The sequence below is a fragment of the Microlunatus ginsengisoli genome (assembly GCF_039537205.1).
GTDB classification, from domain to species: domain Bacteria; phylum Actinomycetota; class Actinomycetes; order Propionibacteriales; family Propionibacteriaceae; genus Microlunatus; species Microlunatus ginsengisoli.
In genome coordinates, this window is the sequence record NZ_BAABAB010000022.1 from 389,454 (window position 1) to 406,246 (window position 16,793).

Annotated in this window: 15 protein-coding genes and 1 tRNA gene; 1 reads left to right on the forward strand and 15 read right to left on the reverse strand. The window is 68.7% G+C overall.

Annotation, left to right across the window (positions count from 1 at the left end; all coding sequences use genetic code 11):
* Window positions 1-12: 12 nt before the first annotated feature.
* From ABD747_RS16645 to ABD747_RS16670, 6 genes are all read right to left on the reverse strand, one after another.
* On the reverse strand, window positions 13-720 hold the full coding sequence (locus tag ABD747_RS16645; protein ID WP_344806548.1) for an ABC transporter ATP-binding protein: 708 nt from the start codon (window positions 718-720) through the stop codon (window positions 13-15).
* Window positions 720-1,571 (reverse strand): ABC transporter ATP-binding protein, encoded by an 852-nt coding sequence (locus ABD747_RS16650; protein WP_344806550.1) that lies wholly within the window; start codon window positions 1,569-1,571, stop codon window positions 720-722. Before ABD747_RS16650 ends, ABD747_RS16645 begins: the two co-directional genes overlap by 1 nt.
* On the reverse strand, window positions 1,568-3,286 hold the full coding sequence (locus ABD747_RS16655) for a branched-chain amino acid ABC transporter permease (protein ID WP_344806552.1): 1,719 nt from the start codon (window positions 3,284-3,286) through the stop codon (window positions 1,568-1,570). Before ABD747_RS16655 ends, ABD747_RS16650 begins: the two co-directional genes overlap by 4 nt.
* A complete protein-coding gene (locus ABD747_RS16660; RefSeq protein WP_344806710.1) occupies window positions 3,283-4,212 on the reverse strand; it encodes a branched-chain amino acid ABC transporter permease in 930 nt (309 codons plus the stop codon). The genes ABD747_RS16655 and ABD747_RS16660 overlap by 4 nt, the downstream gene beginning before the upstream one ends.
* Before the next feature lie 177 nt (window positions 4,213-4,389).
* A complete protein-coding gene (locus ABD747_RS16665; protein ID WP_344806554.1) occupies window positions 4,390-5,604 on the reverse strand; it encodes a branched-chain amino acid ABC transporter substrate-binding protein in 1,215 nt (404 codons plus the stop codon).
* 204 nt (window positions 5,605-5,808) lie between these two features.
* Window positions 5,809-6,432 (reverse strand): ANTAR domain-containing response regulator, encoded by a 624-nt coding sequence (locus tag ABD747_RS16670; RefSeq protein WP_344806556.1) that lies wholly within the window; start codon window positions 6,430-6,432, stop codon window positions 5,809-5,811.
* Between the two features lie 118 nt (window positions 6,433-6,550).
* On the opposite strand from ABD747_RS16670, the gene ABD747_RS16675 reads away from it, so the two are divergent.
* A tRNA-Leu gene (locus ABD747_RS16675) sits at window positions 6,551-6,633 on the forward strand.
* A gap of 267 nt (window positions 6,634-6,900) precedes the next feature.
* Here ABD747_RS16675 and ABD747_RS16680 read toward each other — a convergent pair.
* The 9 genes from ABD747_RS16680 to ftsZ form a co-directional block, all read right to left on the reverse strand.
* A complete protein-coding gene (locus tag ABD747_RS16680; protein ID WP_344806558.1) occupies window positions 6,901-8,979 on the reverse strand; it encodes an elongation factor G-like protein EF-G2 in 2,079 nt (692 codons plus the stop codon).
* Between the two features lie 350 nt (window positions 8,980-9,329).
* The gene (pyk, locus tag ABD747_RS16685) at window positions 9,330-10,745 is read right to left on the reverse strand and encodes a pyruvate kinase (RefSeq protein WP_344806560.1); all 1,416 of its coding nucleotides are present in this window, start codon (window positions 10,743-10,745) and stop codon (window positions 9,330-9,332) included.
* Between the two features lie 95 nt (window positions 10,746-10,840).
* Window positions 10,841-11,770, reverse strand: a complete 930-nt coding sequence (locus ABD747_RS16690; RefSeq protein ID WP_344806562.1) for an RluA family pseudouridine synthase — start codon at window positions 11,768-11,770, stop codon at window positions 10,841-10,843.
* Window positions 11,763-12,248 carry a signal peptidase II gene (lspA, locus tag ABD747_RS16695; RefSeq protein WP_344806712.1) on the reverse strand — a complete coding sequence of 162 codons (486 nt, stop codon included), beginning with the start codon at window positions 12,246-12,248 and terminating at the stop codon, window positions 11,763-11,765. The genes ABD747_RS16690 and lspA overlap by 8 nt, the downstream gene beginning before the upstream one ends.
* Window positions 12,249-12,313: 65 nt before the next feature.
* The gene (locus tag ABD747_RS16700; RefSeq protein ID WP_344806564.1) at window positions 12,314-12,760 is read right to left on the reverse strand and encodes a TraR/DksA family transcriptional regulator; all 447 of its coding nucleotides are present in this window, start codon (window positions 12,758-12,760) and stop codon (window positions 12,314-12,316) included.
* A 193-nt stretch (window positions 12,761-12,953) separates the two neighbouring features.
* Window positions 12,954-13,808 (reverse strand): DivIVA domain-containing protein, encoded by an 855-nt coding sequence (locus ABD747_RS16705; protein WP_344806566.1) that lies wholly within the window; start codon window positions 13,806-13,808, stop codon window positions 12,954-12,956.
* Window positions 13,809-13,961: 153 nt separating this feature from the next.
* Window positions 13,962-14,255 carry a YggT family protein gene (locus ABD747_RS16710; RefSeq protein ID WP_344806568.1) on the reverse strand — a complete coding sequence of 98 codons (294 nt, stop codon included), beginning with the start codon at window positions 14,253-14,255 and terminating at the stop codon, window positions 13,962-13,964.
* A gap of 82 nt (window positions 14,256-14,337) precedes the next feature.
* Window positions 14,338-14,964 carry a cell division protein SepF gene (locus tag ABD747_RS16715; RefSeq protein WP_344806570.1) on the reverse strand — a complete coding sequence of 209 codons (627 nt, stop codon included), beginning with the start codon at window positions 14,962-14,964 and terminating at the stop codon, window positions 14,338-14,340.
* 362 nt (window positions 14,965-15,326) lie between these two features.
* On the reverse strand, window positions 15,327-16,523 hold the full coding sequence (ftsZ, locus tag ABD747_RS16720) for a cell division protein FtsZ (protein WP_344806572.1): 1,197 nt from the start codon (window positions 16,521-16,523) through the stop codon (window positions 15,327-15,329).
* Window positions 16,524-16,793: the final 270 nt, after the last annotated feature.

The following is a 16,793-nucleotide window of genomic DNA, read 5'->3' on the forward strand; positions in this document are numbered from 1 at the left end:
GGTGTGGACGTCCTACTCCTCGCCGAGATAGGCCTTGCGGACGTTCTCGTCGGTCAGCAGCGCCTGACCCGTCCCGTCGAGAACGATCTTGCCGACCTCCAGCACATAGCCGTGGTCGGCCAGCGACAGCGCCGCCTGGGCGTTCTGCTCCACCAGCAGGATGGTCACGCCCTCGGACCGCAGCTCGACGATGGTGCTCATGATCCGCTGCATCATCAGCGGCGAGAGGCCCATCGACGGCTCGTCCAGCATGAGCAGTTTCGGTTTGCTCATCATTGCCCGACCGATCGCCAACATCTGCTGCTCGCCGCCGGAGAACGTACCGGCCGGTTGGCTGCGGCGCTCCTGGAGGATCGGGAACAGGCCGAAGACCCGGTCGAGATCGCTGGCGACCCCGGCGCGGTCCCGGCGAGCGAACGCGCCGAGCCGGAGGTTCTCCTCGACCGTCAGCCTGGGGAAGATCCGCCGGCCCTCGGGCGAGTGGGCCAGACCGCGGCTGACGACGTCGTGGGCCGGCACGTTGTCGATCCGTTCGCCCTCGAACCAGATCTCTCCGGACTCGGGGTGCAGCAGCCCGGAGATGGTTTTCAGCGTCGTCGTCTTGCCGGCTCCGTTCGTGCCGACGAGGGTGACGACCTGGCCCTGGTCAACGCTGAAGCTGATCCCCTTCACCGCCCGCACCCGGCCGTACGCCACCTTGAGGTTCTTGACCTCCAGCATCAGCTCTCACCACCCTCGCCGCCGTCGACCGGTTCGTCCGACGCTTCCGGCCCGGTGCCGATGTAGGCCTCGATCACGCGCGGATCGGACTGCACCTCGGTCGGAGTGCCCTCGATCAGTGCCCGGCCCTGGACCAGACACAGCACCCGGTCGCAGAGGTTGAAGATGAACCGCATGTCGTGCTCGATCACGACCACGGCCAGGCCCAGGTCACGGATCTTGAAGATCAGCTCCTCGGCCTGGCGGGTCTCCTGCGGGTTCATGCCGGCGGTCGGCTCGTCCAGCAGGATCAACTTCGGGTCGGTGGCCAGGGCTCGGGCGATCTCCAACCGGCGCTGATCACCGTACGGCAGGTTGCGGGCCAAGATCTCCGTCGCGTTCGGCAGGCCGACGAAGTCCAGCAGCTCCTGTGCGCGGGCCCGCACTGCGGCCTCCTCACGGCGGAACTTCGGGCCGCGGATGATCGAGGTGAACGGACCGGCCGTGGTCCGGCAGTACCGGCCGACCATCACGTTCTCGAGCGCGGTCATGTTGCCGAACAGGCGGATGTTCTGGAACGTACGCGCCATGCCGGCCCGCACGACCTTGCGCGGCTTCGGCGGCAGCACCGCGCCGTCGAAAACGACCTGACCGGCCGTCGGCAGGTACATCCCTGTCAGGCAATTGAAGAAGGTGGTCTTGCCTGCGCCGTTGGGTCCGATCAGGCCCATGATCTCCCCGCGCGCCACCCGAAAGTTCACCGAGTCGACCGCGGTCAGTCCGCCGAACCGCATGGTGACGTTCTCGGCGGACAGGATCGTGCTGCCGGCCTCCGCGGCGGTGGCGTCGGGAACGGGGTGTGACGCGCTCATCGGGTGGCCTCCCGCATCTCGCCGGTTTCGTCCAGCTCCTCCTGCACCCGTTCGACGAGTTCCTCGTCCTCCTCGTGGAACTCGAGCTGTCGGCGCTGGTTGGCCACCAAGCCCTCCGGTCGGAAGCGCATCATGATGATCAGCAGCAGTCCGAACAGAAGCAGCCGGTAGTCGGCGACGAAGCGGAGCTTCTCGGGCAGCAGGTTCAACAAGACCGAACCGACGAGCACGCCGAGCACGGTGCCCATGCCGCCCAGCACGATCGCGGCAAGCAGGAAGGCCGACGTCAGGAAGACGTACTGGTCGGGAGTCACCGAGACGTCGACGTGCGCCTTCACCGACCCGGCCACGCCGGCCAGGAACGCGCCGCCGGCGAACGCGAAGAGCTTCAGCCCGAAGACGTTGACGCCCATCGCCTCGGCCGCCCGCTCGTCCTCCCGGATCGCCACCCAGCCCCGCCCGATCCGGCTGGCGTTCAGCCGGACGAAGACCAGGATGACCAAGGCGAGCAGGAACAGGAGCAGGAAGAAGTAGTTCGAGAAGCGGCCGAGGGTGATGCCGAAGACGACGTGCGGCTTGCCGAAGTCGAAGCCGAGGATCGACAGGTCCGGGATGGCCGGAATGCCGTTGGAGCCGTTGGTCAGGTTCGGGCCGGCCTGTCCGTCGAGGTTGATCATGGTGATCCGGAAGATCTCGCCGAAGGCCAGCGTGACGATCGCCAGGTAGTCGCCGGACACGCGCAGCGTCGGTGATCCGATCAGCAGGCCGAGGGTGGCGGCGACACACCCGCTGATCAGCACGACCACGATGAACGGCGGATGGAAGTTCACCGTCGAGAACGCGGAGCGGGACAGGACCGCCGCGGTGAAGGCGCCGGCGCCGAGGAAGGCCACATAACCGAGGTCGAGCAGACCGGCCAGCCCGACGACCATGTTCAGACCCATCGCGGTCGCCGCGAAGATCAGGATCTGGGTCGCGATCGACATGTTCGCGTCCGAGCCGTTTTGGGTGAACGGGAACAGGAACGCCACCACGAAGGCGGCCAGGATGAGCACCTTGCGATGTCGCTCGGACACCCCGGTCAGCCAACTCATCACCCCCGTCCGGAACAGGATGGCGATGAACCCGCCGGCCGCGGCCAGGAAGGAGACGAACGAGCCGCCGTCGTCGTGGTTCAGGGCGAACGCGGTGCCGAACAGCGCGACCGCCATCAAGGCGACGATCGCCAGGATCTCGATCCACGGCTTGGCCACAGCGCTGGCCAACGTCGGCTGCCGCTCGGGGACCAGGAAGCGGGTGCCGCCGAACACGAGCACCGCTCCCACCAGGGCGATCCAGCCGCCGTACACGACATTGACCAGGCCGCCGAGCTCGACGGCGATGCTGACCAGGATCAGGGCGATGTAGAGCAACAGCCAGAACGTCCCTGCCTTCGCACCGCGGATCCAGCCGATCCGCCAGGGCAGCCGATCCGGTTTGATCAACCAGGACGCGATCAGCAGGCCGCCGATGATCGCGGCCAGGACCAACGCGATCATCTGCAGCGGGGACGGATAGCCCGCGATCGTCATGTTGTCAAGCGCGTCGCCGGACCACGCCCACGGGAGGAACGGCGCCGCGATGCTGACGGCGCAGCCGACCAGCGCGACAATCCGGCCGACAGGTGTGTACCGCTCCTGCAGCTCCGGAGTGATCAGGGTGGGCAACCGGCTCATGCTCGATCCACCACCCGCGCGCCGAGCAGACCCTGAGGTCTGAACACGAGCACCAGGATCAAGATCACGAAGGCCCAGACGTCTTTCCAGGCTGACCCGCCGAACTGGCCGGGAATGAAGGTCGCCATCGCCTCGATCACGCCGAGGACGAGTCCGCCCACCACTGCTCCGGCGACGTTGCCGATGCCGCCGAGCACGGCCGCGGTGAAGGCCTTGAGGCCGGCGAGGAAGCCGATCCGGAAGTCGACGTTGGTGTAGCGCAGGCCGTAGCACAGGCCGGCGACGGCGGCCAGGGCCGCGCCGACGGTGAAGGCGACCATGATGATCCGGTCGACGTTGATCCCCATCAGCCGCGCCGTGTCGGGGTCCTGCGAGGTGGCCTGCATCGCCCGGCCGAGCCGGGTCCGGTTGATGAAGACATACAGCAGCGCCGAGCACACGATCAGCGCTGCCATGGTGAACAGCGCCGCCCGTTGGATGGTGATCCCGCCGATGGTGAAGGCCGGCCCGGTGACGTAGTCGATCTGCGGGAACGGGATCGCCCGCTTGCTGTCCGGGAAGCCCGGAATGTCGCCGTAGAACAGGCGGACGAACTCCTGCAGGAAGATCGAGACGCCGATCGCGGTGATCAACGGCGCCAGTCGCGGCGCGTTGCGGAGCGGGCGGTAGGCGAACCTCTCCATCAACAGCGCCACACCGACGGAGGCGATCATTCCGCCGATCAGCATCAGCGGCAGCATCCAGACCGAGGTCGTGCCGCTGGGCACCAGCAGCCAGACGGTCAGCGCACCAAACGCCCCGATCATGAAGATCTCGCCGTGGGCGAAGTTGATCAGCTGGATGATTCCGTAGACCACGGTGTAGCCGACGGCGATGAGCGCGTAGAGCGCTCCGAGCGACAACCCGTTCACGAGCTGCTGCAACACCTCAGTCAAAGAAGCCTCCCGAGACCGGTAGGGCCGATCCTGCCACGACTGGCGGCAGTCCGGCAGCGGTCGGACACAAGCCGAGCAACGAAATATCCTCGAACACGACGAGAGCGGCGGGCCATGTCACCATCGCCCGCCGCCCTCGGCATGCCTTCGATCAGTTCGTCGACCGGATCACTTGGCGGTCTTCGTCGCCTCGGTGGCCCACTTCCCGTCGGTCACCTTGTAGACCGTGATGACCTTGTTGGTGGTGTCGCCGAACTCGTCGAAGGCGACGGGGCCGGTGGCACCCTCGAAGCTCACCTTCTGGACGGCGTCGATGGTCGCCTGACGCGCGGACTTGGCGTCCGACGCGCTGGCCAGCGAGGTCTTCAGACCGTTGATGATCGCGTTGGCCGCGTCGAAGGAGTAGGCACCGTAGGCGCCGTACGGTTCCTTGAAGCCGGCCGCGGAGTAGTCGGAGACGAACTGCTTCGCCGAGTCCAGCGTCTCGGTGGGCGCACCCACGGAGGTCGCCAGGTCACCGTTGGAGGTCTTGCCGGCGAGCTGGATGTAGGCCGGGTCGAAGATGCCGTCGCCACCCATCAGCGGCACGCTCAGTCCGGCCGCCTTGGCCTGCTGGCTCAGCGGACCGGCCTGCGGGTACTCGCCGCCGTAGTAGACCAACTGCGGGTTCGAACTCTTGACCTTGCTGATCACGGCCGAGAAGTCCTTGTCGTCCGGGTTGATCGTCTCCGCGTCCACGATCTCGCCGCCGGCCGCCTTGAACGCCTCGGTGAAGGCGGCGACCAGGCCCTGGCCGTACGCCTTCTTGTCGTGGATGGTGGCGACCTTCTTGTAGCCCGCCTCGTAGGCGTACTGCGCCGCGACCGGGCCCTGAACGGCGTCGGTGGTGCAGGTCCGGAAGTATCCGGGGTACGAGCGCTTCGGGTTGCTGAGATCGGCGCCCTTGGTCAGCGTCGGGTTGGTGTTCGCCGGCGAGACCTGGGTAATGGTGGCCGCGCTGAGCACCGGCTGGACCGACTGCGACACCGACGAGTTCAGGGTGCCGACCACGCCGACCACCTCGTCGTCGCCGGCGAGCTTGGTCGCCGCGTTCTTGCCGACGTCCGGCGTCGCCTGGTCGTCCTGGGCGTCCATCTCGAGCTTCCAGCCCGGGATCAGGTTCTTGTCGTTCGCCTGCCGGATGGCCAGGTCGACCGAGTTGCGGATGCCCAGTCCGAGCGCGGACAGGTCGCCGGACAGTGGCGCGATCACGCCGATCTTCGCGACCTTCTCGCTGCTGCCGCTGGCACCGCCGCCGGACTCACTCCTCGATCCGCAGGCGGACAGAGCCAGCGTCGCGGCCAGCACCGTGATACCTGCCGCGACGAGCCGTTGCTTGCGCACGTGTTCTCCTCCTGTAGTGGCTGATCCGGCCCCTTGCCGAGGCCGGACGAGTCGAGCCGGGTTCCCTGCCGATAGCGGGTCGCCGAGCCCGAGACTCCCCCGAGTCTGAAGCGCACCCTACGTCGGCAATTCTCAGGATTCGCCAGCATTCTTCAGCGTGTTGCCAGTTTGTTACACGATTGCAAGCGCGAAAGCGCGTCGGAGCTACTTCTTCTTGCCGGCGCCGGCACCGTGCTCGATCACGCCTTCGGCGACCTCACGCATCGACTTGCGCAGATCCATCGCGGTCTTCTGGATCCAGCGGAACGCCTCCGGCTCGGTCAGCCCGAGGCCGGTCTGCAGCAGGCCCTTCGCCCGGTCGACCGCCTTCCGCGACTCCAACCGCTCGGTCAGGTCGGTCACCTCGGCCTCGACCGCCACGATCTCGGCGTAGCGGGCACGGGCGATCTCGATCGCCGGGATCAGGTCGGCCTTGCCGAACGGCTTCACCACGTACGCCATCGCACCGGCCTGGCGCGCCCGGTCGACCAACTCGCGCTGGCTGAAAGCAGTCAGCATCACCACGGGGGCGATCCGCTCGGCCGCGATCTGCTCGGCGGCGCTGATCCCGTCGAGCTTGGGCATCTTCACGTCCATCACGACCAGATCCGGCTTCAGCTCGGTCGCCAGCGCCACGGCCGCCTCACCATCGCCGGCCTCGCCGACGACGTCGTAGCCTTCTTCCGTCAGCATCTCGACCAGGTCCAGGCGGATCAGCACCTCGTCCTCGGCCACGAGCACCTTGGTCGGACCATGCTCCGCACTGGTCTTCTTGTTTCCGTTCGTCACGCGATCACTTTATCCAGCGCGTGTTACGAGCCTCGATCGAGAAGGCCCCGGGTGGACGCTCTGGCCGGGTCGTTGTGGCAGAATGAGCGGTCGCCCCTGCGGCGCAGGTGCGCACCCGGCCGGGGTGGCGGAATGGTATACGCGGACGGCTCAAACCCGTCTGTCCGCAAGGACATAGGGGTTCGACTCCCCTCCTCGGCACCGGCCTTTGAATTGCGTCGTGTTCGCGCCGCCGGCGCGTTCACCGGCTCGGTTCATCACTCTTCGTGACGGCGTCGTTGGTGCCCAGGTGCCCGACCCTGCCCATTTCGCCGCCACTCATCGTTCTTCACTCGCCGGGCGCCGGCTTCAGACGCTCACACGACGCTGTCGTCGCTCGCTCGCGAAGAGGAAAAGCGCCTCTTCGCTCGACTCGCTCCTCTGCCGGCCTCGTGAGCCCGTCGCGGCGTTCAGAAGTGGACTTGGGACTCAGGTGGCGGCGAGGGTGCGGGCGAGCGCGGGGGGCATGTAGTCGTAGCGGGCGAACGTGCGGGTGAAGGTGCCGGTGCCGTGGGAGACCGAGCGGAGGTCGATCGGGTAGCGGGCCAGCTCATGGGCGGGGACTTCGGCGTGCACGGTGACCTGGCCGGGGATCTCGCCCGCTTCGGTGCCGTGGACGAAGCCGCGGCGACCGCGCAGGTCGGCCAGGACCGACCCGAGGGAGTCCTCGGCGACGGTGATCTCGACGGTGTCGATCGGCTCCAGCAGCGACACGTTGGACTCGTTCGCGGCCTCCCGGAGGGCGAGCATCGCAGCAGTCTGGAAGGCCATGTCGGAGGAGTCGACCGAATGCGCCTTGCCGTCCACCAGCGTGACCCGTACGTCGACCACTGGGTAGCCCGCCAGCACCCCCTTCTCCAGCTGGTTGCGGGCGCCCTTCTCCACCGACGGGATGTACTGCCGGGGCACCGCGCCACCGACCACCCGCTCGGCGAACTCGACTCCGGCGCCGCGATCGAGCGGCTCGATCTCGAGCTTGCAGATCGCGTACTGGCCGTGGCCGCCGGACTGCTTGACCAGCCGGCCGAGCACCTCGACCGGTCGGACGAATGTCTCCCGCAGCGACGTGCGCAACGGCTCGACCTCGACCTGCACGTGCCAGGTGTCGCGGAGCGAGGACAGCAGTTTGTCCACGTGCGCCGGGCCCATCGCCCAGAGCACGATCTGGTGCGTCTCCGGATTGTGCTCCAGCCGCATCGTCACGTCCTCCGCGACCAGCCGCTGCAGGGCCGAGCCCAGACGCTCCTCCTCGGCTCTGGACGCGGCGTGGATGGCGACCGGGAGCAGCGGCTCCGGCAGTAGCCACGGCTCGATCAGCGCCGGCCGATCGGCGGTGGACAGCGTGTCGGAGGTCTCCGCCGCCCCTAGCTTGGAGACCAGGACGAGGTCGCCGGCGACCGCGTACGGCGTGGCCTTGGCGTCGTCGCCGATCGGCGTGGACAGCGGTCCGACCCGCTCGTCGTCGACGTCGTGGTCGGCGTGGGCGTCGGTGTGGTGGAACGCGAACTGCTGCAGGTGGCCGCAGACGTGCAGCAAGGTGTCCGGCGTCAGGGTGCCGGAGAAGACGCGGACCAGGGACAGCCGGCCGACGTACGGCTCGCTGGTCGTGCGCACCACCTCCGCCACCAGCGGGCCGCCCGGATCGCAGCGGAGCTCGCCGAAGTCGCCACCGTCGGGCGTCATCACCGCCGGCAACGCGGCCGCGGTCGGTGCCGGGAAGCCCTGCTCGAACAGGAGATAGAGCGCCTCCAGGCCGATCCCACCCGGCGCGTGGGTCGGGATGATCGGGAAGAAGCGAGCGGTCGCGACCGCCGTACGGAGGTCCTGCCAGACGGTGTCGAACGGGATCTCCTCACCGTTCAGATGGCGTTCGAGCAGCTCCTCGTCCTCGGACTCCTCGATGATCGACTCCATCAGCTCGGCGCGCCGCTCCTCGATCAGCTCGCCCTCCTCGGCGTCCGGCGGTCGCGGTGTGGGATCGCCGGCCAGGTTCACCGCCTGCCGGAGCAGATCGAGCAGTCCGACCATCGTGCCGTCCGCCAGCAGCGGAAGGGCCACCGGCTGAGCGTCGCCGAAGGCCCGGCGGCAGCGCTCCACGGTCTCGTCGAAGTCGGCCCGTGCCTGCTCCAGCTTGGTCACCGCCACGGCGCGCGGCTTGCCGTTGACCTCACACTCGCGCCACAGCAGCCGGGTCGCGTCGTCGATGTCGCCGGCCGCGGAGATCACGAACAGCACGGCGTCGGCGGCCCTCAGGCCCGCCCGCACCTCCCCCACGAAGTCCGGCTGGCCGGGGGTGTCGAGCAGGTTGACCGTGACCGCGCCGCTGACCGCGGAGCCGGCGCCGAGCGACTGGGTCGCGGCCGGGTCGCCGCGGAAGTGCCGGCCGGGCACCCGGGCCGCCAGCAACTGCTCGAACAGCATGGTCTTGCCGGCGCCGGAGGGGCCGACCAGGACGACGTTGCGAAGGGTGTCAGAAGAATTCGTACGCTCATGGGCTTCGGTGGCCATGACGTCACGCTATCGCCGCGTTATTGCGACGCATCGAGCGCCCGGCTCGCCCTTCGGCCAGCTCAGGGCACGCACCGCGCCAATGCGCGCTGCGCCCTTTCGAAGCGCGCCCATCTGCCCTTCGACAGGCTCAGGGCACATACATCGGCCGGTCTGCCCTTCGACAAGCTCAGGGCTCGTTCAGCGGGTGAGTCAGCCCTTCGACTCAGGGCACGGCCCGGAGGGCGAGCGTCGGAAGACGGCGCGCCCGGCGAGTGAAGAACGATGAGTGAAGGGCAACGCTTTTCCGCCCTTCACGAAGAGCGATGAACCGAGCCGGTGAACGCGCGCCGTCGCGCGAGCCCGACCATTCAGAGGGGCGCGCCGATCCGCCGGACCCGGACCATGTTGGTATGCCCGGCGACCCCGGGGGGCGAGCCGGCGACGATCACGACGCGCTCGCCCTCGGCGATCCGGCCGGTGTCGATCAGCGCCTTGTCGACCTGGCGGATCATGTCGTCGGTGTGGTTCACCATCGGCACCAGGAACGACTCGATCCCCCAGCTCAGGGTGAGCTTGTAGCGGGTGTCCTCGATCGGGGTGAAGGCCAGCACCGGGATCGGCGAGCGCAGCCGGGACAGCCGCAGTGCCGAGTCGCCGGAGTGGGTGAAGGCGACCAGGAACTTGGCGTCGATCCGCTGGGCGACGTCCATCGCGGCCTTGGTGATCACGCCGCTGGTGGTGTGCGGGTCCCAGATGATGCCGTGCATCTGATCCAGGCCGTGCGACTCGGTGTTCTCGATGATCCGGGCCATCGTCTCGACGGTGACGACCGGATACTCACCGACGCTCGTCTCGCCCGACAGCATCACCGCGTCGGCGCCGTCCAGCACCGCGTTGGCGACGTCGGAGGCCTCCGCGCGGGTCGGTCGAGGCGCCGAGATCATCGATTCGAGCATCTGGGTCGCCACGATGACCGGCTTGGCCCAGCGGCGGGCCGCGGTGACGATCTTCTTCTGGACCAGCGGCACCTCCTCCAGCGGCAGCTCGACGCCGAGGTCGCCGCGGGCGACCATGAACGCGTCGAAGCTGTCGATGATCTCGTCGAGGTTGTCCACGGCCTGCGGCTTCTCGATCTTCGCGATCACCGGGACCCGGCGACCCTCCTCGTCCATCACCTGGTGGACGAGCTCGATGTCCTTGGCGCTGCGCACGAACGACAGCGCGACCATGTCGACACCGTGACGCAGCGCCCAGCGCAGGTCCTCGGTGTCCTTCTCGCTCATCGCGGGCACGCTGACGGCGACGCCCGGCAGGTTGATGCCCTTGTTGTTGCTGACCGGACCGCCGACCACCACCTTGGTGACGACGTCGGTCTCGGTCACCTCGGTGGCCTCCAACGCGATCCGGCCGTCGTCGATCAGGATCATCTCGCCGGGGGTGACGTCACCGGGAAGACCCTTGTAGGTCGTCGAACAGCGGTTCACGTCGCCGGCGATGTCGTCGACCGTGATGGTGAAGGTCGCCCCGTAGGTCAGGGTCTCCTTCCCGTTCGCGAAGCGGCCGAGCCGGATCTTCGGGCCCTGCAGATCGGCGAAGACCCCGATCGGCCGGCCCGCGTTGGCGGACGCCTCGCGGACCGCGTTCAGGTTCTTCTCGTGGTCGCTGTAGTCGCCATGGCTCATGTTGAGCCGGGCGACGTCCATGCCTGCCGCGACGAGCTCGGCGAGGCGCTCCGGTGCTGAGGACGCTGGCCCCAGGGTGCAGACGATTTTGGCTCTACGCACGAGTTGACAGTAGCGACCGTGTCTGGACGATTTCGGACCACCCATGTCGGTGGTCCACTGGCGGTCACCGAGCGACGGCGGTCGTCGCTGCCGAGTCAGCCGGCGTCGGCGATGATCGCCAACGCATCCGCCAGGTCGTCGGGATAGCTCGACTCGAACTCCAGCTCGTCACCGCTGACCGGATGGACAAAGCCGAGCCGGACCGCGTGCAGCCACTGCCGCCGCAGCCCGAGCCGGTCGGCCAGCGTCGGGTCCGCGCCGTAGTTGACGTCGCCGACGCAGGGGTGGTGGAGGGCCGACATGTGGACCCGGATCTGGTGCGTACGCCCGGTCTCCAGCTTGATCTCCAGCAGGGTGGTGCCGACGTACGCATGCAGGGTGTCGTAGTGCGTCACGCTGTGCCGGCCGCCCGCGATGACCGCCATCTTGTACTCCCCGCTGGGGTGGCGCCCGATCGGTGCCTCGATCGTGCCGGTGAAGGGATCGGGATGCCCCTGCACCAGGGAGTGATAGGTCTTGTCGACCGTGCGGGAGCGGAACGCGCGCTTCAGCACGGTGTAGGCCCGCTCGCTCTTGGCCACCACCATCAGCCCCGACGTACCCACGTCCAGCCGCTGGACGATCCCTGTGCGCTCCGGCACACCCGAGGTGGAGATCCGGAATCCGGCGGCGGCGAGGTGGCCGAGCACCGACGGCCCGGACCAGCCCAGGCTCGGATGGGCGGCAACCCCGGCGGGCTTGTCCACGACAACGATGTCGTCGTCGTCGTAGACGATGCCGATGCCCTCCACCTCCTCGGGCACGATCGCCGGCCCGGCCGGCTCGGCGTCGATCTCGGCCTCCAGCATCGCGCCGCCGTGGACCCGCGCCGACTTGCCGACGGTGCGCCCGTCGAGCTGGACCCGGCCGGCGGCGATCAGGTCCTCCACCTTGCTGCGCGACAGCCCGAGCATCCGGGCCACCGCCACGTCGACACGTTCGCCGTCCAGACCGTCGGGCACCAAGACGACCCGGACGTCAGTCACGGGTGTACCGGTGCCCGTCGATGCCGACACCCTTGACCATGGCCAGCACGATGATCATCACCGCGGCAGCGGTGATGCACATGTCGGCGACGTTGAAGATGGCGAAGTGCGGCAACTGGAAGAAGTCGACCACGTGGCCACGGAAGACCCCGGGCGCACGGAACAGCCGGTCGATCAGGTTGCCGGCGATCCCGGCGCAGAGCAGCCCGAGGGCGACCGCCCAGCCGGTGTGGGCCAGCCGAGGCACCAACCGGATTCCGATGAAGATCAACACCCCGACGGCCAGGAACGCGAACACGTAGGTGAACCGCTCGCCGAGGCTGAACGCGGCTCCCGGGTTGCGGATCAGCCGGAGGGTGAGCAGGCCGCCGAGCAGCCGGACCGGCTCGGCCGGGTCGAGATGGCGGACCGCCAGTGTCTTGGCCAGCAGATCGAGCAGGACGCCGGCCACCGCGACCGCGGCGAACAGACCGATCAGTCGCGCCCGGCCCGGCCGAGTCCCGGGACTCTCGCCCTCGTCGGCTGCGACCGGCGTCTCGTCGGCTATCGCCGCTCCTCGCGCTGCTTGCAGCTGACGCAGAGGGTCGCCCGCGGGAACGCTTGCAGCCGGCCCTTGCCGATCGGCTTCCCGCAGTTGTCACAGCTTCCGTACGTCCCCAGCTGGATGTGCCGGAGGGCGAGGCGCGACTGGTCCAGCATCTCGCGGGCGTTGTTCGCGAGCGACATCTCGGCGTCGCGCTCGAAGTTCGCCGAACCGACGTCGGCCGGGTCGCGGCCCGCGCCCTCGTTGCCGTCGCGGAGCAGTCCGACTAGCTCTGCGGTGGAGATCTCGATCTGGCTCTCGAACCGGAGGATGTCCTCCTCGAGCACGGCCCGGACCTCGTCCAGCTCTTCCTCGGTCCACGGATCCTCGCCGTCGCGGACCGGCAACTGGCTCGCGATGGACGCGGACGAGGCGCCGGCAGCGGCGCTCGCCTTGGCGGTTGACAATTCGGTCTCCCTCGGGGCCGTGGACTGTGATCGGAGCGACACTAGGCCGCAATCGCAGCGAGTTCAATGATCATCGACAATTTGTGTCGGTTTCGTATCGCAGCCGGCCCCGGCCGCCGGCGCGCACCGACGATCGGAGCCGCGACCAGGGGTGTTGCCCACCGCGTGCCGGTGGGTCGGGTGCCGGAACGGTTCAGCGCTGATCGCCGAGGAGGGCGTCCAGTCTGGGGGTGTCGCTGACCTGCACGGTGGCGTCGGGATCGGTCTCGATCTCCTCCTCGCCCTCGCCGGCCTCGTCGTGGTCGGCAACGGGTGCGGGGGTCTCGTCGGCCGGGGGCGTCGTGGCGACCGGTGCCCCGGGGGCCGGAGCCAGCTCGGGCACGTCCGACGGCTCGGCGCCGCCGGCCTCCAGCACCGTGAGATGGCGCTTCAGGTGCTCGGACAGATTGGACCGGAACGCCTCCTCGAAGTGGCGCAGGTCCTGCACGGCCGACGACAGCAGGGCGCGTTCGGCATCCAGGTCGCCGAAGAGCTCCTGACGCCGCTGCGCGGTCTCCGCGTCGAGCTGCTGCACCCGTGCGTCGGCTTCGGCCCGCACCCGCTCGGCGTGCTCGCGCGCCTCGGCCCGAAGCCGTTCGGCCTCGGCATGCGAGTCGTTGCTCAGCTGGCTCGCTGCGGTGTCGGCCTCGGACTGGATCCGCTCCGCCTCGGCCTTGGCCTCCGCGACCAGTCGATCGGCCTGCTCGGTCGACAGCTGCACCAGCCGCACGACCGCGGAGCTCGCCTCTTGCGTGGTGGTGACCACGACGGTCTCCGGCGCGGCCGGTGCCGCCGGCTCCCGCGGCGCGGTATCGGACACCGCGGCCGGCGCCGGGACGCCGTCGCCGACGGTGTCGAGCTGCTTCTTGAGAGTCTCGTTCTCTTCGATCAGCTGGGCGAACGACTCCTGCAGCTGGTCGAGGAAGTCGTCCACCTCGGCGACCTCGTACCCGGACTTCCGGGCCAACCGGAATCGCTTGTTCCGCACGTCGTCAAGCGACAGCGTCATCCTTCACCTCGACTAGATCTTCCCGACTCGGATGCGGTCACGACCTGCCGACCGCCAGTGCCCTACCGTACCCAATCGCGCTGCCGGCCACAGCCCGAACCACGGATGGGACGGCGACCGTTCTTCCGACGGTCGACACGCGGTCGCGGCAGCTCAGCGGAGCAGCACGTGGGCGTTCACCTGCATCAGGATGGACACCAGGATTGCCAGACCGATGAAGGCCAGATCGAGCATCATGTTGCCGACCCGAACGGGCCGGAGAACCTTGCGGACGAGCTTGAGCGGCGGGTCGGTGATCGAGTAGATGATCTCGGCGAAGACGAGCATCGGGCCCTTCGGCTCCCAGTCGCGAACCAGCACCGGGACCCAGGACAAGATCATCCGCGCGAACAGGACGAGCAGGAAGATCCAGAGCACCCACTGGATGATGCTTCCGACAATCCACATGTTCTCAGTTTTCGCCTAACGCTCGTGTTCTGCCAACTCGCGGCACCGGAGGGCCCGGTGCCGCGGGTCGCGACGAGCGGGCTCAGCTCTGGTTGAAGAAACCGCCGGCGATCCGCTCTTTGTCCTCCGAGCTCACGTTGACGTTCGGCGGGCAGAGCAGGAAGACCTTGCTCGTCACACGTTCGATGGTGCCACGCAGGCCAAAGATCAGGCCGGCCGCGAAGTCCACCAGCCGCTTCGCGTCCGCGTCTTCCATCTCGGACAGGTTCATGATGACCGGTACGCCGTCGCGGAAGTGCTCGCCGATCACCCGGGCCTCGTTGTACGTGCGCGGGTGAACCGTGGTGATGCGTGCCATGTCAGCCGTCCGGGGAGTCGGGATGGTCGCGGTGGATCCGCCGTAGGACTGGGTGCCGCGGGACTGGGTGGCGTGCGACTGGACGCCATCGCCCGGCACACCACCGCTCGGCGGCGCCAGGGTCGCCGTTCCGCCGCCCTGCACGTGGCCCGCCTGGGCGGCCTGGCCGGGGTTGCGGCGCGACTCGAGCGGAGTCACCGTCCCGGTGTGCTCGCGGCCGTCGTCGAGCAGGTCCTCGCGGCTGATCCCCTCGGTGAGCTCGCTGTTGTCGTCCCGCTCGTCGTAGTCGCCGTAACGGTCGTCGGTGACCAGGCCGAGCCACGCCGCTGCCCGCTTCAGTCGATCCGCCATCTGAGGAGTCCTCGCCTTGTGATCCGCTCGTTGTGTGCTGGTCGCCGGGTCCCTTGCCGGGAGGCAACCGGGTCGTACCGCGCTCGACACTACCGGCCGGATCGGCCGTTTCCAGGTAGGTCGCCGCCCGACACGCTCGTACCTCTTCGCATCGCTCGCGGGCTCGTGCCGGCCGATCCGCCGCGCCACCGGGCAGCTCGTCGGGCGCAGCGCTCGCACCGCCCCGTCCGACCGGCCACGGCGGCTTCACACCCCGACGCACGCCCCGCACCCCGTGTGCAGGGTGTGGAGCAGCTGTCAGCGGTGTGAAGCGGCACGGAAGACCTGGCGGCCCCGCGCGGCCGGCACGGGCCCGACGCGAGCTACTTCAAGAAGTCCGGTACGTCGAGGTCGTCGTCGTCGGCCTCGGCCGGACGCGACGGCGCGGCCGGGCGCGGCTGCTGGGGTGCGAAGGGGTTGCCCGGCAGGGTGGCCGGCTGCTCCGCCGGCGGGTTGGGATGGGCCGGCGAGTGGGTCGAGGTCGGCTGGGAGGAGACCAGGGTCGGCCGCTGCGGCTGCTGGGCCCGCAGGTCCGGCGCCCGGGTGATCCCCGGTTGACGGCGCGGCAGCTGGCCGCCCTCGAAGCCGGCTGCGATCACGGTCACCCGGACCTCGTCGCCGAGCGCGTCGTCGATCACCGTGCCGAAGATGATGTTCGCGTCCTCGTGCGCGGCCTCCTGGATCAGGTTGGCGGCGGCCGACACCTCGAACAGACCCAGGTCGGAGCCGCCCGCGATCGACAGCAGCACCCCGTGAGCGCCTTCGATGCTGGCCTCCAGCAGCGGGGACGACACGGCCATCTCCGCCGCGGCCCGCGCCCGGTCCTCGCCCCGCGCGGAGCCGATGCCCATCAACGCGGAGCCCGCGTTCGACATGACCGCCTTGACGTCGGCGAAGTCCAGGTTGATCAGGCCCGGTGTGGTGATCAGATCGGTGATACCCGAGACGCCCTGCAGCAGCACCTGGTCGGCCTGCTTGAACGCGTCCAGGATGGCGATCTGGTGATCGATCATCTGGAGCAGCTTGTCGTTCGGGATGGTGATCAGGGTGTCGACCTCCTCGCGGAGGTTCGTGATGCCCTGATCGGCCTGGGTCGCGCGACGCTTGCCCTCGAACGAGAACGGCCGGGTCACCACGCCGATGGTCAGCGCCCCGAGGGCCCGGGCGATCCGGGCCACGACCGGCGCACCGCCGGTGCCCGTGCCGCCACCCTCACCGGCGGTGACGAACACCATGTCGGCGCCCTTCAGCGCGTCCTCGATGTCCTGGGCGTGGTCCTCGGCCGCCTGCCGACCCTTGTCGGGGTCCGCGCCGGCGCCCAGCCCGCGGGTGAGGTCGCGACCGATGTCGAGCTTGACGTCGGCATCGCTCATCAGCAGGGCTTGCGCGTCGGTGTTCACCGCGATGAACTCGACGCCGCGCAGACCGGCCTCGATCATCCGGTTCACCGCATTGACGCCGCCACCGCCGACGCCGACGACCTTGATGATGGCCAGGTAGTTCTGTGATGCAGACACCACGGGTTTACGCCTCTTCCTGCTTCGTCTCGAACCTCCGCTTGGCCTGCGGAGAGGTGTACGCCAAGTCTTGACCTCTACTCGACGGGGAAGGGTTCACAGCGGGTAGACGCGACGTCGCTCGCAAGGCTATGAGATCGCTTCCGGCAGATTCCACCACGTCCGATGTGACACGCGGGCGAGGTCACGAAACGGCCACATTCCTGCACCTCAGGTTGATGGTTAGCCGCGCGGCCATCGTCGGCTCTGCCGTGCGGCACCGGCGCCCCTGGA